Origin of the sequence: Nocardioides alkalitolerans, from assembly GCA_038184435.1 — a bacterium.
GTDB lineage: Bacteria > Actinomycetota > Actinomycetes > Propionibacteriales > Nocardioidaceae > Nocardioides > Nocardioides alkalitolerans_A.
Genome location: CP116227.1, coordinates 3,797,094 through 3,822,732 on the forward strand (window position 1 = coordinate 3,797,094; position 25,639 = coordinate 3,822,732).

The 25,639-nt window shown below is 73.7% G+C and carries 21 protein-coding genes and 1 tRNA gene; 11 read left to right on the top strand and 11 right to left on the bottom strand.

Translation table 11 applies throughout. The features are described from left to right. Nucleotides 1–18 precede the first annotated feature (18 nt). On the bottom strand, nt 19–1,503 hold the full coding sequence (locus tag PIR53_18075; protein WZH51911.1) for a polysaccharide deacetylase family protein: 1,485 nt from the start codon (nt 1,501–1,503) through the stop codon (nt 19–21). A 157-nt stretch (nt 1,504–1,660) separates the two neighbouring features. Between PIR53_18075 and PIR53_18080 the strand changes: the two genes are divergently transcribed. From PIR53_18080 to PIR53_18095, 4 genes are all read left to right on the top strand, one after another. After that, a complete protein-coding gene (locus tag PIR53_18080) occupies nt 1,661–2,311 on the top strand; it encodes an ACT domain-containing protein (protein WZH51912.1) in 651 nt (216 codons plus the stop codon). 230 nt (nt 2,312–2,541) lie between these two features. Next, on the top strand, nt 2,542–3,231 hold the full coding sequence (locus tag PIR53_18085) for an NAD-dependent deacylase (GenBank protein WZH51913.1): 690 nt from the start codon (nt 2,542–2,544) through the stop codon (nt 3,229–3,231). Then, nucleotides 3,228–4,067: a hypothetical protein gene (locus PIR53_18090; protein WZH51914.1), complete on the top strand. Its 840-nt coding sequence runs from the start codon at nt 3,228–3,230 to the stop codon at nt 4,065–4,067. The genes PIR53_18085 and PIR53_18090 overlap by 4 nt, the downstream gene beginning before the upstream one ends. Nucleotides 4,068–4,178: 111 nt before the next feature. Next, a complete protein-coding gene (locus tag PIR53_18095; protein WZH51915.1) occupies nt 4,179–5,099 on the top strand; it encodes a hypothetical protein in 921 nt (306 codons plus the stop codon). 15 nt (nt 5,100–5,114) lie between these two features. Here the strand turns inward: PIR53_18095 and PIR53_18100 are convergent, their stop codons facing one another. The 8 genes from PIR53_18100 to PIR53_18135 form a co-directional block, all read right to left on the bottom strand. Continuing rightward, nucleotides 5,115–5,774 (bottom strand): CPBP family glutamic-type intramembrane protease, encoded by a 660-nt coding sequence (locus PIR53_18100; protein ID WZH51916.1) that lies wholly within the window; start codon nt 5,772–5,774, stop codon nt 5,115–5,117. A 5-nt stretch (nt 5,775–5,779) separates the two neighbouring features. After that, complete coding sequence (locus PIR53_18105; protein WZH51917.1) at nt 5,780–6,742, bottom strand: NAD(P)H-binding protein; 963 nt, start codon at nt 6,740–6,742, stop codon at nt 5,780–5,782. A gap of 64 nt (nt 6,743–6,806) precedes the next feature. Then, nucleotides 6,807–8,645 (bottom strand): ABC transporter ATP-binding protein, encoded by a 1,839-nt coding sequence (locus PIR53_18110; GenBank protein ID WZH51918.1) that lies wholly within the window; start codon nt 8,643–8,645, stop codon nt 6,807–6,809. After that, nucleotides 8,642–10,387 carry an ABC transporter ATP-binding protein gene (locus PIR53_18115; protein WZH51919.1) on the bottom strand — a complete coding sequence of 582 codons (1,746 nt, stop codon included), beginning with the start codon at nt 10,385–10,387 and terminating at the stop codon, nt 8,642–8,644. Before PIR53_18115 ends, PIR53_18110 begins: the two co-directional genes overlap by 4 nt. A gap of 72 nt (nt 10,388–10,459) precedes the next feature. Then, nucleotides 10,460–10,936, bottom strand: a complete 477-nt coding sequence (locus PIR53_18120; GenBank protein ID WZH51920.1) for a DUF779 domain-containing protein — start codon at nt 10,934–10,936, stop codon at nt 10,460–10,462. Then, complete coding sequence (locus tag PIR53_18125; GenBank protein WZH51921.1) at nt 10,936–12,459, bottom strand: aldehyde dehydrogenase family protein; 1,524 nt, start codon at nt 12,457–12,459, stop codon at nt 10,936–10,938. The genes PIR53_18120 and PIR53_18125 overlap by 1 nt, the downstream gene beginning before the upstream one ends. A 128-nt stretch (nt 12,460–12,587) precedes the next feature. Beyond that, nucleotides 12,588–13,445, bottom strand: coding sequence for a hypothetical protein (locus PIR53_18130; GenBank protein ID WZH51922.1), 858 nt, complete (start codon nt 13,443–13,445; stop codon nt 12,588–12,590). Nucleotides 13,446–13,563: 118 nt separating this feature from the next. Continuing rightward, complete coding sequence (locus PIR53_18135) at nt 13,564–14,760, bottom strand: GAF domain-containing protein (GenBank protein ID WZH51923.1); 1,197 nt, start codon at nt 14,758–14,760, stop codon at nt 13,564–13,566. A gap of 396 nt (nt 14,761–15,156) precedes the next feature. Between PIR53_18135 and PIR53_18140 the strand changes: the two genes are divergently transcribed. Both PIR53_18140 and PIR53_18145 read left to right on the top strand, forming a co-directional pair. After that, nucleotides 15,157–15,246 (top strand) — tRNA-Ser (locus PIR53_18140). Nucleotides 15,247–15,453: 207 nt separating this feature from the next. Continuing rightward, the gene (locus PIR53_18145) at nt 15,454–18,030 is read left to right on the top strand and encodes a metallophosphoesterase (GenBank protein WZH51924.1); all 2,577 of its coding nucleotides are present in this window, start codon (nt 15,454–15,456) and stop codon (nt 18,028–18,030) included. Between the two features lie 74 nt (nt 18,031–18,104). Here the strand turns inward: PIR53_18145 and PIR53_18150 are convergent, their stop codons facing one another. Continuing rightward, nucleotides 18,105–19,862 carry a BCCT family transporter gene (locus tag PIR53_18150; GenBank protein WZH51925.1) on the bottom strand — a complete coding sequence of 586 codons (1,758 nt, stop codon included), beginning with the start codon at nt 19,860–19,862 and terminating at the stop codon, nt 18,105–18,107. A gap of 189 nt (nt 19,863–20,051) precedes the next feature. Here PIR53_18150 and PIR53_18155 point away from each other — a divergent pair, with 189 nt between their 5' ends. The 4 genes from PIR53_18155 (at nt 20,052) to PIR53_18170 (ending at nt 24,843) form a co-directional block, all read left to right on the top strand. Further along, nucleotides 20,052–21,137, top strand: coding sequence for a hypothetical protein (locus PIR53_18155; GenBank protein ID WZH51926.1), 1,086 nt, complete (start codon nt 20,052–20,054; stop codon nt 21,135–21,137). Between the two features lie 252 nt (nt 21,138–21,389). Continuing rightward, complete coding sequence (gene pdhA, locus PIR53_18160; protein WZH51927.1) at nt 21,390–22,541, top strand: pyruvate dehydrogenase (acetyl-transferring) E1 component subunit alpha; 1,152 nt, start codon at nt 21,390–21,392, stop codon at nt 22,539–22,541. Then, nucleotides 22,538–23,515, top strand: coding sequence for an alpha-ketoacid dehydrogenase subunit beta (locus PIR53_18165; GenBank protein WZH51928.1), 978 nt, complete (start codon nt 22,538–22,540; stop codon nt 23,513–23,515). The genes pdhA and PIR53_18165 overlap by 4 nt, the downstream gene beginning before the upstream one ends. Nucleotides 23,516–23,523: 8 nt before the next feature. Then, nucleotides 23,524–24,843 carry a dihydrolipoamide acetyltransferase family protein gene (locus PIR53_18170; GenBank protein ID WZH51929.1) on the top strand — a complete coding sequence of 440 codons (1,320 nt, stop codon included), beginning with the start codon at nt 23,524–23,526 and terminating at the stop codon, nt 24,841–24,843. A 67-nt stretch (nt 24,844–24,910) separates the two neighbouring features. Here PIR53_18170 and PIR53_18175 read toward each other — a convergent pair whose 3' ends face one another. After that, entirely contained in the window at nt 24,911–25,309 is a 399-nt protein-coding gene (locus tag PIR53_18175; protein WZH51930.1) for a VOC family protein, read from the bottom strand. A gap of 156 nt (nt 25,310–25,465) precedes the next feature. Here PIR53_18175 and PIR53_18180 point away from each other — a divergent pair, with 156 nt between their 5' ends. Then, nucleotides 25,466–25,609: a hypothetical protein gene (locus PIR53_18180; GenBank protein ID WZH51931.1), complete on the top strand. Its 144-nt coding sequence runs from the start codon at nt 25,466–25,468 to the stop codon at nt 25,607–25,609. Nucleotides 25,610–25,639 lie beyond the last annotated feature (30 nt).

Genomic DNA, 25,639 nt, shown 5'->3' on the forward strand with positions numbered 1-25,639 from the left:
CCCACCGGGCCGACCGGCTCAGTCGGTGGTCCCGGCGTCCTCGGCGCCGTCCGCCTGCTCCAGCAACCGGCTGGCGGTGACGAGCGTGAAGCCGCGCTGCCGCAGGCCGGTCACGATGGCGGTCACCGTCGCCGCGCTGGTGCTCGCGGTGTCGGGCAGCACGACGATCCCGCCAGCCTCGGCGTCCGCGACGACCCGCTCGACGAGGGCCGCGGGCTCGAGCCCGGCCAGCGTGTCGGGGTCGACGGTCGGCAGCACCTCGGTGAGCCCGGCGGCGTCCGCGCGGGTGCGGACCCGCTCGTCGGTGGCGCCGTAGGGCGGCCGGAACAACGTCGGCGTCTGGTCCACGGCGTCCTCGACCACCGTGACGGTGCGGGCGAGCTCGCGGTCGACCTCGGGGAGGGGGAGCCGGGTGAGGTTGCGGTGGTCCCACGTGTGGACGCCCAGCTCGTGCCCGGCGGCGGCGATGGCGGCGGTGACGGCGGGGTACGTCGCGACCTGCTGCCCCAGCACGAAGAAGGTGGCCGGTGCGTCCAGCGTGCCGAGCGCCTCGAGGAGCGCGGGCGTCCCGGCGCCGGGGCCGTCGTCGAAGGTGAGGGCGACGCACTGCTGCTCGGCGCAGTCGACGTCGCCGGTGTCGACCGGGGGCGTCGAGGTGGCCGCGGACGCCTCGGACTCGTCGGACGTCCCGGGGTCGTCGGAGCCCTCGGGCTCCACGGCACCCGGCGGCAGGGCGGGGTCGACGAGCGACGCCTGGGCGACCTCGCCGAGGTCGGAGAGCAGGTCGTCGGTCTGGTCGAGCGTGAGCACGACGCTGACCCGGCCGGTGTGCGCGGGCGAGATCTGGCCCTCGTCGAAGCCGACGAACAGCTCGCCGTTCTCGGTGAACCCGAGCACGGGCACGCCGGTGGCGAGGGCGTCGGCGAGCAGGTCGGGGTCCACGGCCGGCTGGCCGTCGAGGGCCTCGGTGACGTCCTCGGCGAGGGTGGCGGCGTCGTCCACCAGCGCGAGGTTGGGGACGACGGTGCCGGCGGCCGCGTCGTACCACGTCGTCTGCCACGTCTCGGTCGTGCGCCCCTCGGCGAGGAGGTAGGTGTCGGTGAGCACGCCGACGACGTCGGCGGAGGACCCGACGAAGCTCCAGGTGCCGTTCAGCTCGGAGTCCTCGGGGGCCGCGGCCACCGTGGGGCGGAAGGTGGCCACCTTGTCGGCCCCGAGGCGGTCGAGCTCGGCGTCGAGCGCGGCGATGCCGAGCCGCGGCCACGTCACGTGCACCTCGCCCAGCTGCTCGGTGACGGTGACGGTCGACGCGGCGGGCACGTCCTCGAGGACGGAGGGGTCGACGACGGCCGGGTACCCGTCGACCGTCACGGCCGTCGTGTCGACGGGCGGCTGGGACGGGGCGAGCTCGTGGGGCTGGTCGGGCTCGGTGGCGACGTCGTCCGAGCAGCCGGTCACGAGCGCGCCGACGGCGAGCAGCGCGACGAGGGCGCGACGGGACATGGGGCTCCGATCCGGCGGGGTGGGACTGCCAGCATCATGCCAGCCCGGTGTGCGGCGTGCCGGACGGCACGTGGGCACCCGGCCGTCCGACGGCGGCCGAGCGACTATCGTGACCCCGGAACGGACGACACCCGAGGCCCGAGGAGGGACCTGCGCCATGCCCTTCCTGCTGCGGGTGGAGCTGCCCGACGTGCCGGGATCGCTGGGCCGGGTGGCCTCCGCGATCGGTGAGGCGGGCGCCGACATCGAGGCCATCGAGATCGTCGAGCACCGCCCCGACGGAACCGCGGTCGACGACGTGCTCCTCGAGATGGCCCCCGGCGCGATGCCCGACTCGATCGTCTCGGCCTGCAACCGCCTCGACGGGGTGCGCGTGGTGTGGATCAGCCGGTACGCCGCCGGCGGCAACCTCTTCCTCGACCTCGAGGCCGTCGAGGAGCTGACGGCCCACCCGGCCGAGGCCCTCGACCGTCTCGTCGACCTGCTGCCGGTGACGTTCCGGGCGGACTGGGCGGCGCGGGTACGCCGCATCGACGCCCCCGGCGGCCACGACAGCACCAAGATCGTCCACGCCACCGGTGCGGCTCCGGGCACGGTCGGCTGGTTCGCGGTGGACCGCGTCGCGCGGGTCGAGCAGCCGGACGACGACGTGAACGTGCTGTGCGCCGTCCCGCTCGCCCGGGCCGACGGTGGCCGCGCGGAGCAGATCGTGGTCGGCCGTCGTGGGGGTCCGGAGTTCCTCGAGTCGGAGCTGGCCCGCATGGGTCACCTCGTCGCGCTCGCGGTCTCCATCACGCGCCCGGGCTGAGCCCGGCGCGGGCGAGCGTTCCGGACCGGGCGCTCCCGAGCCCCCTGCGAAACGCCTCTCCCGTCATGTAACGCGGTGTCCGTGCTACTTGTGCGGTGGTAGAGCACGTGTGGAGTAGCCCGGACACCGCGTTACACGGGGCGGGGGGACCGTTCGGGCGGCGCCATCCGACCGTCCACGTGTGACGGCCCCCACCGTGACCTGGCGCACGAGCGTGCAGAATGACGGCCATGCGCATCGTGGTGCTGACGGGGGCGGGCATCTCCGCCGAGTCGGGCGTGCCGACGTTCCGTGACTCGGACGGCCTCTGGGAGGGGCACCGGGTCGAGGACGTTGCGACCCCTGAGGCCTACGAGATGCAGCCCGGCGTCGTGCAGGCGTTCTACGACGCCCGCCGTGCCGCGCTGGACGTGGTGGAGCCGAACCCCGCGCACGAGGCCCTGGCCCGCCTCGAGGAGCACCTCGGCGACGACTTCCTCCTCGTCACCCAGAACATCGACGACCTGCACGAGCGGGCGGGCAGCAAGCGCCTCATCCACATGCACGGCGAGCTGAAGAAGGCGCTGTGCCGCTCCTGCGGCAAGCGCAGCGAGTGGCTCGGCGGGCTCTCCGACCTGCCGCCCTGCCCCGCGTGCGGCACGTGCGAGCTGCGGCCCGACGTCGTGTGGTTCGGCGAGATCCCCTACCGGATGCAGGAGATCGAGGACGCCCTCGCCGAGGCCGACCTGTTCGTGTCGATCGGCACGTCGGGGGCGGTCTACCCGGCGGCGGGGTTCGTGCAGGTCGCGCGGGCGTACGGCGCGCACACCCTCGAGCTCAACCTGGTGCCCTCGGAGGGCCGCTCGATGTTCCACGAGGCCCGGCACGGGAAGGCCGGCCAGATCGTGCCGGAGTGGGTCGAGGAGCAGGTCCTGCGATGACCCGACCGACCCCGCGACGTCGGTGGGCGACCTGCCTCGTCGTACCGCTCCTGGCCCTGCCCGGCCTCGCGGCGTGCAGCGCCGACGACGAGAACGCGTCCGCCGGGGAGGGCACACCCCCGGTGCCCGGCGCTGGCGCGGACGACAGCCCCGCAGCCGCCCAGCGGTTCGCGGCCCTCCCCGCGTCGTCGATCGAGGCCGCCGTGCTGCAGGACATGTCGGAGGTGACGACCGTGCGGGCGCGGGTGCGCGCGACCCACCTCGGCCTCCCCGTCGACGCCCAGGTGGCCGTGGACGAGTCGGGGGCGTGCCTCGGCACGCTCACCGCCGGGTCGGGCACGGCCGAGGTCCTCCGCCCGCCGCCCGTCACGTCGCTGGGCACCGGCGACAGCGCCGACGTGTACGGGACGTTCGACGCCCCCTTCCTCGAGGAGGTCGGGTTCACCGCCGCCCAGGCGGACGCCGTCGTGGCGGCCACCGCCGGCCGCTGGGTCCTGCTCGATCCTGTCTCGGGCCTCACCGACATCGGCCTCGTCTGCCAGGCCCTCGACGACACGCGCGACGGCCGGCTGCTCGGCGGCGAGGACGCCGCCACGGAGGTGACCGGTCTCGACCAGGTCGACGACCGCCCCGTGCTCGGGCTCGAGCGCACCGGCGAGGACGGCACCGTCTCGCTGGTGGTCGCCGCCACCGGCGAGCACCGCTTCGTCCGGGTCGTGACGCCGCGCGACGGGTCGTCGGCGACGGTCGACGAGCTGGCGTACGACGAGGAGGTCGTCGTCCCGGACCCCGCCGCCCGCGGGGTGGTGCCGGCGGCCGAGGTCGGCCTGGACTGACGGCCCGCCCGGGCTGCGGACCTGCTGACCGCTCTCAGGGGCGACCGGTACCGTTCGCCGTCGGCGCGTCGCCGTGACGCGCGGCACGACGACGTCGATCGGAGCGAGACCGTGGCCGACGAGCCCGACCAGGAGCGCGACGAGCAGCCCGCGGAGGCGCCGGAGCCCACCCTGCTGGTGAAGCGCGGCGTGGAGAAGCCCCGCCGCTTCTCGCGGCCCGTGCTGGTCGGCGGGGGCGTGGCCCTCGCGCTGGTGGCGGTCGTCGGCGGGCTTGCGGTGTTCTCCCAGCTGCGCGAGGACGGCGACGCCGACGCGGCGGGCGCGGAGCGCAACGGCATCGAGGACGACCCCATCGGCGAGATCGGCCAGCGGATCGACGTCGCCATGCGCGAGCTGACCTCGGTGCGCGTCGTCCTCCAGCCCACCGACGCGCAGCTGCCGCCCTTCGACCTGCGCCTCGACGTCGACGGCGACTGCTCGGGCTCGGTGGGGGCGGACGGCGCGTTCGGCGAGGTGCTCGCCGTGGACGACCAGTTCTTCTTCCGGCCCGGTCCGGAGTACTGGGCGGCGTACGCCGGGACGCCCCCCACCGCAGGCGAGGCGGAGGGCGAGCCCGAGGGCGGCGACCAGGCCGCCCAGATCGCCGCGCTCCAGGAGGTCGTCGGCGACCGGTGGATCGACGGCACCGAGTCGGCCGACGCCACGTCGCTCGGCATCCTCTGCAGCCAGGGGCTCGAGGCGCTGCTCGGCGACACCTACGACGCCGACGCCTTCGAGGAGGACGGCTGGCTCGTCAGCGACGAGGTCGAGGTCGACGGCGACCCGGCGGTGACGCTCACCAACGGGGCCGGCAACGCGACGCTCCGGGTGGCGACGACGGGCGAGCCCTACATCCTCGAGGCCGAGGTGGCGCAGGGGGCGTCGGGTGCGACGTACACGTTCTCGGAGCAGAACGAGCCGCTCGACCTGGCCGTGCCGCCCGCCGACGAGATCGCGACGAACGAGGAGCTCCAGGCCGCCGTCGGCGGGTGAGCGGGCCGACGGGGGCTACGCCGCGGGGAACAGCATCGGCAGGATGAAGAGCATCCCGATCGACCACGTGATGTGGGTGATGCACCCGGCGAGCACGCCGCCGGTGGCCCGTCGCTGCAGCCCGGTCACGAGGCCGAGCAGGGCGGCCGCGAAGGCCAGCATGATGTTGCCGGTGGCGGCGGTCGCGACGACGTACACGGCCGTCGTGACGACCACGGGGTGGCGGTGGATCGCGTCGTACAGCGCACCGCGGAAGAACAGCTCCTCGCAGATGCCCGCGACGGCGGTGACCACGACGAGGCCCGGGGCGACCCCGTCGCCGGTGTAGGCCACGACGTGGCGCACGGCCTGGTCGAGCGGCTCGAGGAACGGCACCTCCCGCACGACGAGCCCGCCGACGACGAACAGGGCGATGAGGCCGAGCCCGATCGCGAAGGGCACGAGCAGCGGTCGGCGGCCGGGGGCGCGACCGGTGCGGCCCAGGTGCACCGGCCCGGCGAGGAACGCCCCGGCGGCCCACACCGCGGCGAGCGCCACGGTGCAGACGTAGAAGCCCACGGACCCGGGATCGAACCGCAGCATGAGGGCGAGCACGACCGCGCCCGCGACGACGGTGCCGATCGTGGCGACGCGCTGGCGCGTGTCGACACCCCGCGGCGGGGGTGCCGGAGGCACGGGGCTCAGTGTCCCGCTCCTGCCGTCTCCCCCGCCTCCATCTCCGCGGCCCTCTCGTCGAGGGCCCGGCGCACGGCCTCGGCGTAGGTCAGCGGCTCACCCGGCACGATGTCGCGGATCGAGTGGTCGGTGACCACGACCTCCACGCCCATCGAGTCGATGAGGTTGCGGCCCGTCGTGGCGTCGACGGTGGTGACGAGCGCCAGCCAGCGGGACGACAGCCGGGGCGTCAGCACGGGCACGGGCACGATCGGGGGCGCGTGGCCCTTCGCCACCTTCGCCGCCTCGCGCAGCATCCCGATGTAGTCGAGCCGGTCGGGGCCGCCGATCTCGAAGGCCCGGTCGAGGGCCTCCTCGCGGTCGGCGACGCCGACGAGGTAGCGCACGACGTCGTCCACGGCGATGGGCTGCGTGCGGGTCTTCACCCAGCGCGGCGCGACCATCGCGGGCAGCTTGTCGACGAGCTGGCGGGTGATCTCCCAGGAGATGCCGCCGTGACCGACGACGATCGCGGCCCGCAGGGTGGTGACGGGCACGCCGCTCTCGGCGAGGAGGTGCTCGACCTCGCGCCGCGAGCGCAGGTGGGGCGAGAGGTCCTCGTCGTCGGAGCCCAGGCCGCCCAGGTAGATGATCTGGCGCACGCCGAGCGCGGCCGCCGCCTGGCCGAACGCGCGGGCGGCCGCGGCGTCCTTCTCCTCGAAGTCGTCGTCGTCGAGCGAGTGCACCAGGTAGTAGGCCACGTCGACGCCCGTCAGGGGCTCCGCCAGCGACCCGGGATCGGCGACGTCGCCGTACACGGGCGTGCCCTTGCCGTCGTACGTCTCCGGGTGCCGGGTCATCGCCCGGACGTCGTGCCCCTCCGCGACGAGCGCAGGCACGAGCCGGTGCCCGATGAAGCCGGACGCGCCGGTCACGAGCACGGTCAGGGGTCGGCGCTCGGCGCCGGTGGATTCGCTGGTCGCAGCCACCCGTTCACTATGCATGCGGGGTGGTGAGGCCCCCGGGCCGGCGGCAGCGGACGAGCGCGCGACCTCAGGCGTGCCAGGCCGCCGACAGCCGCGCGTAGTGCCCGCCCGACGCGACGAGCTCGGCCGGCGTGCCGACCTCGACGACCCGGCCGCCGTCCATGACGACGACCCGGTCCGCGGCCTCGGCCTGGGTGAGGCGGTGGGCGATCGTGAGGGCGGTACGCCGCTGGACGACCCGCGCGGCCGCCCGCTCCAGGTCGCGGGCGCCCGCCGAGCCCGCCTCGGCGGTGGCCTCGTCGAGCACGACCACCCGCGGGTCGGCCAGCTCGACGCGCGCCAGCGCGAGGTGCTGCGCCTGGGCGGGCGTGAGCGCGGTGGCGCCCTCGCCGACCACGACGTCGAGGCCGCCCAGCGCCCGCACCCAGCCGGCGGAGCCGAGGAGCTCGAGCACCTCCCACAGCCGGTCGTCGGAGGCGTCGGGGTCCGCCAGCGTGAGGTTGTCGCGCACGGTGCCGGCGAACACGTGCACCTCCTGGGTCACGATGACGACCGGTGGCCGCGCCGCGACGCCGTGCACGGCGACCGGCGCGTCGCCGAGGCGCACGGTGCCCGTCGTGGGGGCGATGCGGCCGGCGACGATCTGGCCCAGCGTCGACTTGCCCGCGCCGCTGGCGCCGACGACCGCGACCCGCTCCCCGGGCTCGAGCACCAGGCTGACGTCGGCGAGGACGGACCGCCCCGCGTCGTACGCATGCCCCACGCCGTCGATCACCAGCCGCGCCAGGGCGGCGGGCGGCGGGGTCGGGGCGGGGACGGTGGTGCGCAGCTGCGCGACGCCAGCGACGCGGGTCATCGACGCGCCCGCGGACTGCACCTCGTCGAAGATCATCAGCACCGCGCCGATCGGGTTGAAGAGGCGGTGGAAGAACAGGGCGGCCGTCGTGACGGCGCCGACGCTGACGGCGGGGCCGAGGTCGCCGCGCACCAGGAAGAAGCCGCTGCCGAGCACGAGCAGCAGGCCGATCAGCTCGGCGCGGTTGGTGCGCTGGCCGAAGCGGGTCAGGAGGTTCCACACGCTGAGCCCGATCGCCGCGGAGCGCCACGAGGCGTGGCCGACGCGCTCGGAGTGCGCCGGCGCCAGGCCCTGCGCGCGCAGCGTCGCGCTGCCGTGGACGGCGGTGAGGAGCGCCTCGGCGCGCGCACCCATGGCGGCCCGCTCGGCGCGGTAGTAGGGGCCGGAGCGCGGCAGGTACCAGCGCAGGCTCATCGCGTAGAACGGCAGCGTCAGCAGCCCCGCCACGCCGAGGCGCCAGTCGAGCGCGAAGAAGCCGACTGCCGTGAAGGCGATCGCCACGACGGAGCGCACCAGCAGCGGGACCACCTTGGTGAGGGAGTCGGCGAGCACGCGCACGTCGTCGCCGGCGCGCGACAGCAGGTCGCCCTCGCCGGCCTTCTCGACCACCTCGTGGTCGAGGCCCAACGCGACCTCGACGACCTCCTCGCGGAGGCGGGCGAGGGCGGGCTCGCCGGCCCGGGCGAGGAACGTCACGCTCGCCCACGCCGCGACCGTCTCGACCAGCGCGGCGACGGCGATCGCCCCGGCACCCCACCAGACGAGGGCGCTGGCGTCCCCCGAGTCCCCCGCGCTCCCCGAGCTCCCGGTGACGGCGTCGACGATGCGTCCGAACACGATCGGGGCGACGAGCCCGGCCAGGCCCGACAGCGCGAACATGACACCCGCGACCGCCAGCGACCCCCGGTGGCCCTCGAACGCGGCCCACGCCTTGCGGGCCGCCGCCCGCGGCGTCGCGACGGGCAGCAGCGTGCGCCCCGCCTCGGAGTCCGCGTCGCGACCGATCTCCACCGTCTCGCCCCCGGTCCCGCTCCCCGGCTCGCGCGTCATCGGAGCACCGCCTCGCGGTACGCCGCGTGCTCGAGCAACGCGGTGTGGGTGCCGGTGCGGGCGACGCGCCCGGCCACGACGTGGACGACCTCGTCCGCCACCGCGAGCAGCGCGGGGCTGGAGGTGAGCACGAGGGTGGCCCGGCCCTGCCGGAGGGCGCGGAGGCCCGCGGCGATGCGCTGCTCGGTCACGGCGTCGACCGCGGTCGTCGGCTCGTCGAGCACGAGCACGGGCGGGTCCGCGGCCAGGGCGCGCGCCAGGGCGACGCGCTGCTGCTGGCCACCGGACAGCGTCGACCCGTGGGCGGCGACGTGGGCGTCGAGACCGTCGGGGGAGAGGGCGACGACGTCGTCCGCGGCCGAGGCGCCGAGCACCTCGTCGCGACGGTCGCGCGGCAGCGTCCCCGCCGGGTCCACGTTGGAGGCCAGCGTGCCCTCGAACAGGTCGACGCGGTGGGCGGCGACGAGGAGCGTGCGGTGGCGCTCGTCGAGCGCGAGCTCCGCGAGCGGCACGTCCCCGAGGGTGACCCGCCCGGCCTCGGGCACGTCCTCCGCCCGCAGCAGGGCGAGGAGCGCGCCGGCGGCCGCGGGCTCGTCGACGACGAGGGCGACGAGGCACCCGGGGCGCACGACGAGGTCGAGCCCCTGCAGCGGACCGGCCACCACGTCGCGCACCACCAGGGGTGCGTCGGTCGGCGCCGACCGGTCGCCGTGCCGCTCGAGCGGCGGCGTGGCGAGGAACGACGCGATCCGTCCCGCGCTGCCGCGCGACGCCGCGAGGGTGGAGACGAGCTCGGCGCACATCATGAGGGGCTCGGCGAGGAACTGGGCGAGACCGACGACGGCGATGAGCTCGCCGACGGTGAGGTGGCCGTTCACCGCCCGGAGGCCGGCGAGCAGCGCGACGACCGCGAGGAACAGCAGGGAGGCGCCCGCCGTGACGCCGAGCATGAGGCCCTCGGCGCGGGCGCTGGCCACGCCGGCCGCGGCCGCGTCGCGGCTGGCGGTCCGGTAGCGACCCAGCGCGGTGCCCTGCGCGCCGACGCCCTGCAGGGGACGCAGGCCCGACACGAGGTCGGCCGCCAGTCCCGACGCGCGGGCGATCCGCTCCTGCGCCGCGGCGGTGCGGCGGCTGAGCAGCGGGGCGACGGCCTGCGAGCCGAGCAGGACCAGCGGCGCCCCCACCGCGACGACGACGCCCAGCAGCGGGTCCGTCCAGAACAGCACGCCGACGGCGACCGTGAGGCCGGCGATGCCGGCGCAGGCCTGGGCGACCTGGTGGACGACGAGGGTGCTGACCTCGGCGTCCGAGGTGGCCAGGGAGAGCACCTCGCCGGGCATCGCGCCGGTGCGGGCGCCGGCGGGCGACAGCACGTGGTCGGTGATCTCGGTGCGCATCCGATGGTTCTCGACCTGCATGGCGTAGCCGGACACGCGCGCGCCGTACCGGTAGCTGTAGCTGAGCACCGCGAACAGCGCCGCCAGCCCGAGCGCCGACCAGACGAGCGCGACCAGGTCGCCGGTGGCCACCGCGCGGTCGATGATGACGCCGATCGCCACCGGCACGGTCGCCTCGCAGACCTGCCAGGTCGCGATGAGCGCGAAGGCGGCGGTGAGCCGACCGCGGTGGCGCCGGAGCGTACGGCGCAGGAGCCGGCCGCCCGTGGCGGGGCGCTCGTCGGTGACGGCGGGGGGTGCGACCTCGGGATCGGGGACGAGCCGCTGGGCGATCCGGGTGCGCATGTTAGGTGACCCTAATCTGCGCGGGCGTGCTGCGGCGAACCGGGATCGCTCCCCGGTCCGCCGCAGCGCCCGTCAGGCAGACGCGATCTTGCTCTCCAGGGCGAGGAACTCCTCGTCGGTCAGCACCCGTGACCGGATGAGGAACCGCACGCCCTCCGGCGCCTCGAGCGAGAACCCGGCACCCCGGCCCCTCACCACGTCGATGGTGAGGTGGGTGTGCTTCCAGTACTCGAACTGCGCCTTCGACATCCACACCGGTACGCCGCGCTCCAGCCCGACGTCGAGGTCGCCCAGGTGGACGTCGGCGTCGCCGGTGAGGAAGTCGCCGTCGGGGTAGCACATCGGTGCCGACCCGTCGCAGCAGCCGCCGGACTGGTGGAACATCACCGGACCGTGGGTCTCGGTGAGGCTGCGGACGAGCTCCGCCGCCGCGTCGGTGACCGAGACCCGCACCGGCTCGGGCGGCAACGGCGAGTCCGCGGTGACGCCCAGGGCGCCGTCGGGGAGATCGCTCGTCGTGCCGGCCGAACCGGTGTCGGGCGTCGTCATCAGAAGAAGCCGAGCGCGTCGGGGCTGTAGGACACGAGCAGGTTCTTCGTCTGCTGGTAGTGGTCCAGCATCATCTTGTGGTTCTCACGGCCGATGCCCGACTGCTTGTAGCCACCGAAGGCCGCGTGCGCCGGGTACGCGTGGTAGTTGTTCGTCCACACGCGGCCGGCCTGGATCTCCTTGCCGGCGCGGAACGCCTGCGAACCGTCACGCGACCACACGCCGGCACCCAGGCCGTAGAGGGTGTCGTTGGCGATCTTGAGGGCGTCCGCCTCGTCGTCGAACCCGGTGAGCGAGACGACGGGGCCGAAGATCTCCTCCTGGAAGATCCGCATCGAGTTGTCGCCCTCGAAGATGGTGGGCTGCACGTAGTAGCCCTCGGCGAGGTCGCCGTCGAGCACGTTGCGCTCGCCGCCGGTGAGGATCTTGGCGCCCTCCTGCTTGCCGATGTCCATGTAGGACAGGATCTTCTCGAGCTGGTCGTTGGACGCCTGGGCGCCGATCATCGTCGTGTCGTCGAGCGGGTTGCCCTGCTTGATCGCCTCGACGCGCTTCACCGAGTCGGACACGAAGTCGCTGTAGATCGAGCGCTGCACGAGGGCGCGGCTCGGGCAGGTGCAGACCTCGCCCTGGTTGAGGGCGAACATCGCGAAGCCCTCGAGCGCCTTGTCGTAGAACGCGTCGCGCTGCGAGGCCACGGACTCGAAGAAGATGTTGGGGCTCTTGCCGCCGAGCTCCAGCGTCACCGGGATGATGTTCTGCGAGGCGTACTGCATGATCAGCCGGCCGGTCGTCGTCTCGCCGGTGAAGGCGATCTTGGCGATCCGCGGGCTCGACGCGAGGGGCTTGCCGGCCTCGACGCCGAAGCCGTTGACGATGTTGACGACGCCCTTGGGCAGCAGGTCGCCGATGAGTTCGAAGAGCTTCAGGATCGACCACGGCGTCTGCTCGGCCGGCTTCAGCACGACCGCGTTGCCGGCGGCCAGGGCGGGGGCGAGCTTCCACACGGCCATGAGGATCGGGAAGTTCCACGGGATGATCTGGCCGACGACGCCCAGCGGCTCGTGGAAGTGGTAGGCGATCGTGGTGCTGTCGATCTCGCTGATGCCACCCTCCTGCGCGCGGAGCGCGCCGGCGAAGTAGCGGAAGTGGTCGACGGCCAGCGGGAGGTCGGCGGCGAGCGTCTCGCGCACGGCCTTGCCGTTGTCCCACGTCTCGGCGACCGCGAGAGCGGCGAGGTTCTCCTCGATGCGGTCCGCGATCTTGTTGAGGATGTTGGCGCGCTCGGCGACCGACGTCTTGCCCCAGGATGGCGCGGCGGCGTGAGCGGCGTCGAGGGCGGCGTCGATGTCCTCGGACGTGCCGCGCGCGATCTCGGTGAACGCCTTGCCGTTGACCGGCGAGATGTTCTCGAAGTAGTTGCCCTTGATCGGGTCGACCCACTCGCCACCGATGTAGTGGCCGTAGCGGGGGGCGACGGAGACCAGCGAGTCGGGCTGGCCGGGTGCGGCGTAGACGGTCATGGGATGTGTTCTCCTCGCTGAGGCAGGTGTGTGACTGCCCTCACACCGTAGGAAGTCCCACGTTGCACCCTCGTTGCGACAAGAGCCGCGGGTCCGGACCCGCGGCGTACGCCCGGGGTGGTGCTGCCTCAGCCGATCGTGATCGCGCCGTCGGTGATGACCACGTAGAAGCGCTTGCGGTTCTGGCTCGTCGTCACGGTGCCGTCGCTCAGGCGGGGGCTGATCACGAGGTGCTCGGCGTTGTTCGTGCCGGCCGGGGCGCACGCGACGACGCCGGCGACACCGCACAGCGTCGCGCTGATCTCGCCCGAGAACTCGGGGTTCGCGTCGGGTGTGCCGGCGCGGCCGTTGGTGACGCCGTCGCCGTTCTGGTCCACCTGGTTCTGCAGGGCGATGGTGGCGACGATGCCCGACCCGGACAGGTCCTCCCCGGCGTCGACGTAGACGTTGCCCGCGGCGCGCAGCGCGTTCGACGGCGAGCCGGCCGGTGCGGTGTTGGCGAGCTCGGGGTAGGCCGCCGCGACGGTGAAGCCGCCCGACTGGGCGACGATCGCGCCGGTGGCGTCGACGAGGAACCAGCGCGTGCCCGTGCCGGGCTCGCCCTGCGGTCCCTGGGGGCCCTGCTCGCCGGGTGCGCCGGGGGTGCCCGGGGTGCCCTGCGGCCCCTGCGGCCCACGCGCGCCGGCCGGGCCGGCCGGCCCCTGCGGGCCACGGGCGCCGGTCGCGCCCTTCGGTCCGGCCGGCAGCTGGTTCTTGGCGAAGTCCTGGCGGAACAGTGAGCCGTCGCGCACGTCGAGGCCGGTGATGGAGCCGTTGCGGATGTCCTCGCCGCCGATGAGCTTGGCGGCGTACGCGCCGGTGCCGCTCGAGGCGGCGACCAGGGCGACGGTGGCGACGACGAACGCCGGCGTGATGCGGGCGCTCCGGAGCCGGGAGGGCAGGCGGGACGTCAGGCGGGAGGTGAGCGACGGGCGCGAGGAGGACATGGCGGGCCTTTCCGGGAGGGAGGAACGGAGGCGTTCCACCCTCGGTTCGGCCCCCGCTCGGCGCCGGATGGCGAGGACTAGACCACTTTCGTGACCGGGGTCACGTCGACGGTGGGTCTCAGAGCCCCAGGTCGCGGTCGAGACGCGCCAGCTGACCGTCGATGAGCGGCAGCATCGGCGACGTCGTGCCCACCGCGCGGCGCTGGGCCTGCCACATCTCGTAGTCGTCGGCGCCCCACGTCGAGCGCGTCCACTGGGACATGAGGTCGGCCTCCCGCGAGCGCAGCAGCGCCTCGCGCAGCTGGGACTCGAGGCTTTCCCGCAGGCGTACGACGCCGGGTGCCGTCGACCGCGGGAGCACGGGCCCGCCGTAGGCGCGCATCGCCGCGCGGAGGTCGCCCGCCGCGAGCATCGCCTCCACGGTCAGCCAGTCGCCGGTGACCTGGGCGGTCAGCCGGTAGGGCCGCGAGGCGAGGAGCTCTCCGCCGAGGAGGTGGCGCAGCCGGTTCAGCTCGGCGCGGAGCGTGGAGGAACCGGCGCCGTCCTCGGCGTACAGCAGCACCGCCAGCTCGTCGCCGCTCAGGCCCTGCGGCGAGCTGCCCAGCAGCATGAGGATCTCGCTGTGGCGCGGCGAGAGCCGCAGGGTCTGCGGCGTGCCGCCGGCGCCCTCGACCGTGAGGAGGGCATCGGACCGGCCGAGGCCCTCCATGACGAGGCGCGGCCCGGCCGCGGTCGGCGCTGCGGCGCGGCGGTCCTGACGGCTGAGGAGGTCGCGGGCCAGCTCCAGCTCGGCCATGCGGGCGGCGGCGCGGATCATGGCCATGGTCTGCGGTACGACGATCTGGTCGCCGCCCGTGATGTCGAGGACGCCCAGCAGCGCGTTGGTGCCGGGATCGTGGATCGGGGCGGCCGCGCAGCTCCAGCCCTGGACGGAGGAGCGGAAGTGCTCGTCGCGCACGATGCTGACGGGCTGGTCGAGCGCGAGGGCGAGGCCGGGCGCGTTGGTGCCCGCGAGCCGCTCGTCCCAGTTGGAGCCCTCGACGAAGCCGATGGCCTCGCAGCGGCGCAGCGTCGTGGGCGTCCCGCAGACCCACAGTAGGTTGCCCTCGGCGTCGGACACGGCCATCACCGCGTCGCAGTCGCGGGCCGCGTGGCCGAGCACCTCGTCGAGCAACGGGAAGGCCCGCGCGAGGGGGTGCGCGTCGCGCCGGTCCTTGAGGTCGCTCTCGGGAAGGGTGATGGGCACGCTCGCCGCGTCGGGGCGCACACCGGCCGATGCGGAGCGGTGCCACGAGTCGACGACCGCCGAGCGCATGCCGGCATCGCGGCTCCGTGTGGAGAGAACGTCGGACCTCGTCACGCGGACCACCCCATCGGATCACCGACCCCATGGCGACGTTGCCCGTGAGCGGGGTCACAGCCCCATGATGCTCCGGATCGGAACGTTGCACCAACGTTGCAGGCCGTGCGACCTCCGGGTAGGTCCGGGTAGGTCCGCCGGGTCGGGCAGGGCGGTGCCTGTCGGGTCGGGTAGGTCGCCGGACGTCATGCGGAGCGGCGCCTCGGGCGGCCGGGGCGCATGACGTCGCGCGAGGGGCGCGCCGGACGTCATGCGAGGTGGTGCCCCCGGCGGCCGGGGCGCATGACGTCCCGAGGGGCAGGCCGGGATCCGATTTCGGCCCCGCGCCGGGCGTCCGCTAATGTCTCCCGCGGTGGCGTGTCCGAGCGGCCTAAGGAGAACGCCTCGAAAGCGTTTGTGGGTGCAAGCCCACCGAGGGTTCAAATCCCTCCGCCACCGCCAGCACGGGAGAACCCCCGCCGAGACTCTCGGCGGGGGTTCTCTGCTGTCGTGACGACCGGTCGACGCCGACCGCGGCCCTTCACCCAACCCACCCGGGGCATTCGCCGCCGTGTCACCCGCGCGCACCACGCTGCCGGGGGCGAGACGGTGCTCGGGCCCGGCCACGCCACGACCAGGCCGTTGCCCTCGAAAGGTGATCCCTCTCCGATGACGACCCTCCGAGCCCGGCGGCCGCGCGCCTCCGGGCGCATCGTCGTGACCAGCCTCGCGCTGCTCGCGCCGCTGACTTCCGCCTCCGCGCTCTCCGGGGCCGACGCGTCCGCCCGGACCCCCGACCGGTCGGCGAGTGCCGCGCTCGCCGCGGGCACCTCGTCCCTCTGGACCGACCCGGTCGGCGACACGCGTCTCCTCACCGACCCCTTCCTGCAGGCGCCGACCGCCGACGGCGTCTCCGTCGTCTGGTTCACCGAGTTCGCCGGTTCCGACCACACCGTCCTCGTGGGTGACGGCGTCAGCCGTCTCGGCGTCGCCGACCTGGCGGCCGCGTCGCGGGGCACGACCTACCCGGGCGTCACGGCGTTCGACGCCACCACCGGGACGCTCTCGCAGGTCGCCGAGGACCACCAGTCCAACATCCCCGTCAAGCCCGCGCAGTCCGACGGCATCGTCGACCGCGACGTCTGGCGCCACGAGGGCGTCGTCACCGGCCTCGCCGCAGGTGAGCGGGTGCCCTACCGCGTGGTCAGCCGCGACGGCGAGAAGGTCGCCGGCTCCGGCACCTTCAGCCTGAAGCCGGCCGCCCAGCCGGGCGAGGACCTCGACATCCTGCTGACCAGCGACCACCAGGCGATGGTCAACACCCCCGCGAACCTCCAGGTCGCGGCCGACACCATCGGCGACATCGACGCCGTCTTCCTCGCCGGCGACCTCGTCAACATCCCCGACCGCGCCTCCGAGTGGTTCGACGACAGCCGCGGCTCGGGCTTCTTCCCGGTGCTCCAGGGCAACGGCGGCCGCACCTCGACCGGCGGGGTCTCCTACGCGGGCGGCGAGATCGTGCAGAACGCCCCGCTCTTCCCCGCGGTCGGCAACCACGAGGTCCAGGGCCGCCGGGCCGGCGCGACCGCGTTGGGCGCGTCGTACAACGCCCCGGTGCCGCGGGACGTCGCGACGGCGGCGTACGAGCGGGTCGCCGCCGAGGTGAACCCGGGGAACGACCCGGCCGTGCGCGATCGGTGGATCCGCGACAACTCGTTCTCCACGACCACCTACGAGGAGATCTTCTCGCTCCCCGACGCTTCGCCGGGTGGCGAGACCTACTACGCGACGACCGTCGGCGACGTGCGGCTCATCTCGCTCTACTCGACCCGCATCTGGCGCGGCACCGGCGCCGTGCCGGACCCGGCGGCGCGCACGAGCTCGACCCGCTACCAGGAGTCGCGGCAGTCGCTGGCCGACCCGCTGGCGCAGGGGTACGGCGAGCACGTGTTCGAGGCCGTCGACGCGGAGAGCCCGCAGTACGCCTGGCTGCAGGACGAGCTCGCCAGCGACGAGTTCGCCGCCGCGCGCTACCACGTGGTGATGCTGCACGAGGGGCCGCAGGGTCTCGGCGACAACGTCATGCCGCAGTTCGTCGACCCGCAGCGCATCGAGGAGCGCGACGAGGCGGGCAACGTCGTCGGCGTCCGCTACGAGTACCCGCCGAGCGAGAACAAGCTCCTCACCGACCTCCAGCCGCTGCTCGAGGACGCGGGGGTCGACCTCGTCCACAACGGCCACAGCCACCTCTGGAACCGGTACGTCGCGGAGAACGGCACGACGAACTTCCTCGAGACCTCCAACACCGGCAACTCGTACGGCGCGTACCACCCCCTCAGCGGCCGTAGCCGCCCGCTGCCCCCGGCGCCGTGGGACGCGTCGCACTACCTCGCCCAGGGCAACCCGGGCGGGCTGGAGCCGGTGGTGCCGAACGTCGCGCCGTACACGGACGCCCAGGGCACGCCGCTGCCGTTCGTGCAGGACAACAACCTCGCGGTGTTCACGAAGCTGAACACGGGCTCGGGGGAGATCACGACGTACTCCTACGACGTGCGCACCCCGAACGTGCGACCGAAGGTCATCGACGTCTTCACCATCGGCGACCCCGACGACTCCGAGGCGCCCGCGGTCACCCGCCAGCCGGGGCACGTGACGGTGACCGCGGGGGAGCCGGCGACGTTCACGGCGGAGGCCTCCGGCGTGCCCGCGCCCGGGGTGCGCTGGCAGCGCCTCGTCGACGCGGAGTGGGTCGACGTGCCGGGCGCGACGGCGACGACGCTGCGGCTGCCGGCGGTGACGACCGCGCAGAACGGCGAGCAGTACCGCGCGGTGTTCACCAGCTCCGCAGGGTCGGTGCCGACCGCGGCCGCCGTGCTCACCGTGCGGGCGGCGCCGACCCCGCCGTCCGAGCCGGGTCCCGGCTCGATCGGCCTCGGCAGCCGGGTGGTGCCGGGCGCGCCGTCGGCGTACGGGCGGATCGGCAGCGGCAAGCCGATCTCCGTCTTCTTCGCCGGCGACGACGGGCGCCGGGTGACGGGCACGACCTACGTCAGCATCCGCAAGGCCGGCACCGGGAACGTGACCGCCACGGCGTGGGCGTACGTCGGGCGCACGACCACCGTCGCCACGCCACGCATCCCGAGCAAGGGCAGCTGGCGCGTCACGGTGACGTTCGTGCCGGACGACCCGCGCTACCGACCGACGACGCGGGCGTGGTGGCTCTGGGCGACGCCGACGGGTCGCTGAGGCCGGGTCCGCACGGGCAGACGGGCCGGGCCCCCACCTCCGCGGAGGTGGGGGCCCGGTGTCGTCGTGGGGGATCAGCCCTTCGTGCTGGGGTCCGCCGGCACCACGGGGATCTCGCCCGTCATGCCGAGCCGGTCGTCGACCCGCTCGTCGACCCGCTCGTCGATGCGCTGGTCGACCTGCTCGCCGAAGTGGTCCTCGAAGTTGGCGACGAGGTCGCTGGTCACCGTCTCGCCGACCTCCTCCGCCAGGACCTTGCGGCGGGCCTTGAGGTCGAGCCGGCGGATCTCGGTGTACTCCGCCTTGAACGCCTTGTAGAGCGCGACGCACATCGCCACCATGATGACGCTGAAGGGCAGCGCCGTCAGGATGGCACCGGTCTGCAGGGCGCCGAGACCGCCCGCGACCAGCAGGCCGATGGCGACGAGCGCCTCGATGACGCACCACAGCACGCGGCTCCAGCGCGGCGGGTCGGTGTCACCGCCGGAGGCGAGCATGTCGACGACCAGGGAGCCGGAGTCGGACGAGGTCACGAAGAAGATGGCGACGAGCACGATCGCCAGGCCCGACAGCAGGGTGCCGCCCGGGAGGTCGCCGACGAGGCGGAACAGCACGGACTCCGACGTGACGGAGCCGTCGGCGTCCAGCAGCCCGCCCTCGCCGAACTTCTCGCGGTAGATCGCGGAACCGCCGAGGATCGAGAACCAGACGGCCGACACGGTGGTCGGCACGAGCAGCACGCCGGCGACGAACTCGCGGACGGTGCGACCCCGCGAGATGCGGGCGATGAAGACGCCGACGAAGGGCGCCCACGACATCCACCAGCCCCAGTAGAAGGTCGTCCACAGGCCCTGCCACTCCTGGCCCTCCTCGCCGAAGAACGCCGAGGTGTCGAAGCTGTTGGGCACGATCGTGAACAGGTACTCGCCGACGTTCTCGACGAACGAGCGCAGCACGAACAGCGTCGGCCCGAGCAGGAGCAGCGCGACGACGAAGATCCCGGCCATGCCGAGGTTGATGTTCGAGAGCCACTTGATGCCCTTGTCAAGGCCCGAGACCACCGAGGCGGTGGCGGCCACGGAGATGACGACGATCAGGCCGACGAGCAGCGGGGTGCCCGCCTCGTCGACGACCCCGAGGCTCTCGAGGCCCGCGGCGATCTGCGAGACGCCGAGGCCCAACGACGTCGCGACACCGGCGATGGTGCCCACGATCGCGACGACGTCGATCGCATCGCCGAGCCCGCCCTTGACGCGGTCGCCGAGCAGCGGCTCGAGCACCCAGCGCAGGGAGACCGAGCGGCCCTTGCGGTGGATCGCGTACGCCAGGGCGAGCCCCACCACGACGTAGATCGCCCAGGCGTGGAGACCCCAGTGCAGGAACGTCTGGCTCATCGCCTCGTGGGCGAGCTCGACGTCGTCGCCCTCCACGCCGGGCTTCGGCGACGTGTAGAAGTTGAGGGGCTCGGCGGCGCCCCAGAAGACGAGGCCGATGCCCATGCCGGCGGCGAACAGCATCGAGAACCAGACGAGGAACCCGTACTCGGCGCCCTCGTCGTCCGGCCCCAGCCGGATGTCGCCGAAGCGGCCGACGGCGACCCAGATCGCGAAGACGACGAAGCCCGTGACGATGAGGCTGTAGTACCAGCCGAAGACGCCGATCACCTCCTCCTGGGCGGCGGAGAAGGCGTCGCCGGTGCGTTCGGGGAACGCGATGCTGACCACCACGACGACGGCGAGGATCGCCAGCGCGGGCCAGAAGACGGTCGGTCGGACGGACTGCAGGCGTCGCCGGGACGGCGGCGCTCCAGCGGTGCTCGGGGTGTCGCTCACGGGTGGGGTTTCCCTCTCCAGGTCTCGACGGGGGACCCGTCACGCTTTCGTCCGGAGGGGGTCCGCGTCAAAGCGACCCGTCGCGGACCGACCCGCGGCGAACGGGTCGGAGGTTCCGCTCAGGTCTCCCCGGACTTCGCCGAACAGGGGTGCAACGGATCCAACCGACTCGGAAAGTGGTGCCCACCGATGCGCACAGTGCTCAACCGGCGGAGGGCGTCGGCCCTCGTCTCGGCCGTCGTCGTCACGGGCGGCCTCGCCCTCGCGGCGCCGGCCCCCGCCCAGGCGGCCTCCGGCCTCTCCGTCGTGGGCGTGCAGACGTTCTACAACTCCGGCGCCACCGTGTTCGACTCCTCGCGGGGGCTCACGATCGTCAACTGGAACGACGCCACCCCGGACACCTCGCACACCTACCGCCTCAAGCTGAACCCGACCGGGAAGGTCGGCTACTTCGACCCCCGCTCGCTCAGCGAGGACGTCGACGGTCCGTGGGACGGCTTCTACACCGACTACACCGTCGGGCGGCACATGCAGCCGGGCGGCACCTACCAGATGGTGCTGGAGGAGTGGGACGGCAACCGGCTCGTCGAGTCGAGCCCGACCTTCGACTACACCTTCGCCGAGGTGCAGGCTCCGAGCGCCATGACGGTCGGCACGTCGCTCGTCGGCGGCCGGCAGGCGGTCGTCGCCGGGCGCGCCACCTCGCTGGCGTTCACCGGGCAGTGGGAGCCGGGCACGCGCTACCGCACCGTCGTCGGCGTCAAGGGCGCGACCGCGGCGAAGGACTTCGTCCTCTGCCAGGCCTCCGAGTGCGTCGACGCGGGTCTCGGCACGGTCGGCGAGTCCCCCACGCCGGTCACCTCGTTCACCGCACCGTCGTCGCTCGTCGGCAAGACCCTCCGCATCCAGGTGACGGGCGTGAAGGACGGACGCCTGCGCAGCACGTTCGACGTGGAGTACCCCGTCGTCGCCGACCCGTCGATGAAGACCGTCCCGGGCGGCTGGATCACCTCGCCCGGCAAGAAGTACGGCGTCGTCCGGACCGGGAAGACGGTCGGCGTGAGTGCGCCCGTCCTCACCGCGACGGCGAAGCAGAAGGGCGTCAAGACCTACTACCAGTGGTTCGCGGACGGCAAGAAGATCCCCGGCGCGACCAAGGCCAGCTACACGATCCACCCCAGCCTCAAGGGCCGGAACCTGAGCCTCGGGATCCAGTTCTCGGCGCCCGGCTACAAGCCGCTGACCGGCGGCTTCGGCTTCGGCACGGTGCGCTGACCCGCACCGCTCGTCAGCCGCAACACCCCGCAGCACCCCGCAGCTCCCGTACGGCGCCCGGTCGGACCCACTCCGACCGGGCGCCGTCTCGCGTTTCGTCGGAGGCGTCCGCTACCGTGGGCGCACCCAGTGACCTGGGTCACAACAGGTGAACAGATCGACGGATCCGGTCGGCGCCCACCCACGCGCCGCGACGACCCGTCACGACGAGCCCGAGCGCGGTGACCCCGCGCTCGTCGCGAGGAGCGTGCGATGACGATCCTGACCGGGGCGCCCACCGCCCACGAGTCCGCCGGGTGCGAACCCGACTACGTGCAGCTGCTGACGCCCGAGGGCCAGCGCGTCGAGCACGACGACTACCACTTCGACGGTGACGACGACCTCGTGCGCACCTTCTACCGCGACATGGTGCTGGCCCGCCGCGTCGACACCGAGGCCACCGCCCTGCAGCGCCACGGCGAGCTCGGCATCTGGGCCCAGCTCCTCGGCCAGGAGGCGGCGCAGATCGGTGCCGGCCACGGGTCCCGCCCGCAGGACTTCGTGTTCCCGACCTACCGCGAGCACGGCGTCGCCCTCGTCCGGGGCCTCGACCCGGCGCGGCTCCTCGGCCTCTTCCGCGGGGTGGACCACGGCGGCTGGGACCCCGCGGAGCACAACTTCGGGCTCTACACCGTGGTCATCGGTGCCCAGACCCTCCACGCGACGGGCTACGCGATGGGTCTCACCGCCGACGGCCTCGTCGGCTCCGGAGACGTCACCCGCGACGCCTGCACCCTCGCGCACTTCGGCGACGGCGCGTCCAGCCAGGGCGACGTCATGGAGTCGTTCGTCTTCGCCGCGACGTACGACGCCCCCGTCGTCTTCTTCTGCCAGAACAACCAGTGGGCGATCTCGGCGCCCATCGAGCGCCAGTCACGCACGCCGCTGCACTGGCGGGCGCCCGCCTTCGGCTTCCCGGGCGTGCGGGTCGACGGCAACGACGTGCTCGCGACGTACGCCGTGACCCGCGCCGCGACCGACCGCGCCCGTGCGGGCGAGGGCCCGACGCTGATCGAGGCGTACACCTACCGGATGGGAGCGCACACGACGACGGACGACCCGACGCGCTACCGGTCGGGGGCCGACGTCGACGCCTGGCGCCGCAAGGACCCGATCGCCCGCGTGCTGGCCTACCTGCGTTCCCGCGACGCCGTCGACGACGCGTTCGTCGCCGCCCTGGAGGCGGAGGCCGACGACCTCGGTGCCGACCTGCGGCAGCGGTGCCGCACGATGCCCGACCCGAGTCCGCTCGCGATGTTCGACCACGTGTACGCCGAGGCCTCGCCCGAGGTGGAGGCCCAGCGGGAGGGGTACGCCGCGTACCTCGCCCGGTTCGACCTGACCGGTGCGGAGGGGGACCGATGAGCAAGGTGACGCTCGCGAAGGCGCTCAACGCCGGTCTGCGGACCGCCATGGAGGCCGACGACAAGGTCATGCTGATGGGGGAGGACGTCGGCCGGCTCGGCGGCGTCTTCCGCATCACCGACGGCCTGCAGAAGGACTTCGGCGAGCGCCGGGTCATGGACTCGCCCCTCGCGGAGTCGGGCATCGTCGGCACCGCGATCGGCATGGCGATGCGCGGCTACCGGCCCGTGGTCGAGATCCAGTTCGACGGGTTCGTCTACCCGGCCTACGACCAGATCGTCACCCAGCTGGCGAAGATGTCCTACCGCTCGCAGGGCAAGGTGCGCCTGCCCGTCGTCATCCGCATCCCCTTCGGCGGCGGCATCGGCGCCGTCGAGCACCACTCCGAGAGCCCCGAGGCGCAGTTCGCGCACACCCCCGGCCTCAAGGTCGTGGCCTGCTCCAACCCGGTCGACGGGTACTGGATGATCCAGCAGGCGATCGCCTGCGACGACCCGGTGATCTTCCTCGAGCCCAAGCGGCAGTACCACGGCGACAAGGCCGAGCTCGACCTCGACGCCACGCCGGACCCGCTCTTCACCTCGAAGGTCGTGCGCCGCGGCGACGACGTCACCCTGGTGGCCTACGGGCCCATGGTCCGCACGGCGCTCGCCGCCGCCGAGGCCGCCGTCGCCGATGGTCGCTCCATCGAGGTCGTCGACCTGCGCAGCCTGTCCCCGCTCGACCTCGGCCCGGTGATCGCGTCGGCGCGCCGCACCGGTCGGGTGGTCGTCGCCCACGAGGCGCACGTCAACCTCGGCATGGGTGCCGAGGTCGCGGCGCGGGTCACGGAGGAGTGCTTCTACTCCCTCGAGGCGCCGGTGCTCCGCGTCGGCGGGTTCGACACGCCCTACCCCGCGGCCCGCAACGAGCACCACTTCCTGCCCGACCTCGACCGCGTGCTCGACTCCGTCGACCGCGCCTTCACCTTCTGAGGAGGGACATGCCCGAGTTCAAGCTGCCCGACGTCGGCGAGGGTCTGACCGAGGCGGAGATCGTGGCCTGGCACGTCAAGGTCGGCGACGTCGTCGAGGTGAACGACCCGATCGTCGACATCGAGACCGCGAAGTCCGTCGTCGAGCTGCCCTCCCCGTTCGCCGGGGAGGTCACCGCGCTGCTCGTCGACGTCGGCGTGACCGTCGAGGTCGGCACGCCGATCATCCGGATCGGGGAGCCGGCCGCGGCCGCCGCCCCCGCTGCTGCCCCGGAACCGGAGCGGACGCCGGAACCGGAGCCGGTCCCGGAGCCGGAGCCGGAGCCCGCCGAGGAGGAGCACAAGACGCTCGTCGGCTACGGCCCGCGGGCCACCGGCACGACGCGTCGTCCCCGGCGCGTGACGGCGGCGCCCGCCGCCGCTCCCGCAGCCGTCGGGGTGCTCGCCAAGCCGCCCGTGCGCAAGCTCGCGGCCGACCTCGGCGTGGACCTGGCGACGGTGCCGCCGACGGGTCCGCACGGCACCGTGTCGCGCGAGGACGTCGAGCGCGCGGCGGCGCCCGCCGCTCCCGCAGCCTCGCCCGCGGCGCCCGTCGCGGTCTCCGGCACCGAGCGCCGTCAGCCCGTCAAGGGCGTCGGCAAGGCGATGGCGCAGGCGATGGTCGCCTCGGCCTTCACGGCGCCGCACGTGACGATCTGGACGACGGTCGACGCCACCGCCACGACGCGGCTCCTCGACGGGTTGCGCGAGCGCGCGGCGTACGCCGACCTGCGGCTCTCGCCCCTCGTCGTCGCCGCCCGGGCGGTGACGCTCGCGCTGCGGCGCTCGCCGCTGCTCAACGCGCGGTACGACGCGGGCACCGCCGCCGACGGCGGCGACGAGCTCGTGCTGCGCGACGAGGTCAACCTCGGGATCGCGGCGGCCACGCCGCGGGGGCTCGTCGTGCCCAACGTGAAGGGAGCGGAGCGGATGTCCCTCGCCGAGCTCGCCCGGGCCATCGGCGCGCTGACCGCGACCGCACGGGAGGGCCGCACGGCGCCGGCCGACCAGGCGGGCGGGACGTTCACCATCACCAACGTGGGCCCGCTGGGGATGGAGGGCGGGACGCCGATCATCAACCCGGGCGAGTCCGCGATCCTCTGCCTCGGTGCGGTGCAGCGCCGGCCGTGGGTGGTGGGCGAGGGCGCCGACGAGCGCCTGGAGGCGCGCGACGTGGTGACGTTGACGCTCAGCTTCGACCACCGGCACATCGACGGCGCGACGGGCTCGGCGTTCCTGCACGACGTCGCGCAGGTGCTCGCCGACCCGGTGAACGCCCTGCTGCTCTGATCCCTCCCGGGACGTCATGCGCCCCGGCGGGCGGGGCGACCGGCGCGCATGACGTCCCGCGGTGGGATCAGCCTGCCTGCTCCTCCGCCGGCCGGATCACGCAGAACTCGTTGCCCGCCGGATCGGCCAGCACGACCCATCCCTTGCCGTCGGGCGTCCGGAGGTCGTCGACCACCGTGGCGCCGAGGGCGAGCACCCGCTCGACCTCGGCGTCGCGGCTCGCGCCGACCCGCGTCGGGTCGACCTCGGGCGGGGCGAGGCAGAGGTGCAGGCGGTTCTTGACGACCTTGCCCTCGGGCACGCGGAGGAACAGCAGCGCCTGCCCCGACGGCAGCTCGAGGCCGGCCTCGTCGTCACCGGGCGCGTCGTCGTCGGCGAGGGGGATCCCCAGCACGTCGCTCCAAAAGACGCCGAGGGCGTAGGGGTCGGCACAGTCGATGCAGATGTTCGCGATGGCGAGGCTCACCCCGACCACCCTGCCACCCCCACACCTCCGGAGCACGTGTTGAGCGGTTCCGATCGGTTGGGCACCACGGTCTTTCGTGGGCGTGCGGGCGCTCCTAGCGTCGAGGACGTCATTGCTGATCAGGCCCGCCCGGCCCCATCTCTCGAGGAGCGAAACATGAACGCGCAGTCCACCCCCAAGCGCAAGATCACCGTCCAGTCGAGCGGCTCGCGTGCCCGCGGCGAGCTCCGGGTCGCCGGCGAGACCCGTGAGGCCAAGGTCGTCTCGCCCGAGCGGAGCTTCTCCTACAGCTCCTACTGAGCCGACGACGCGCCGGGGAGCCGGGAGGGC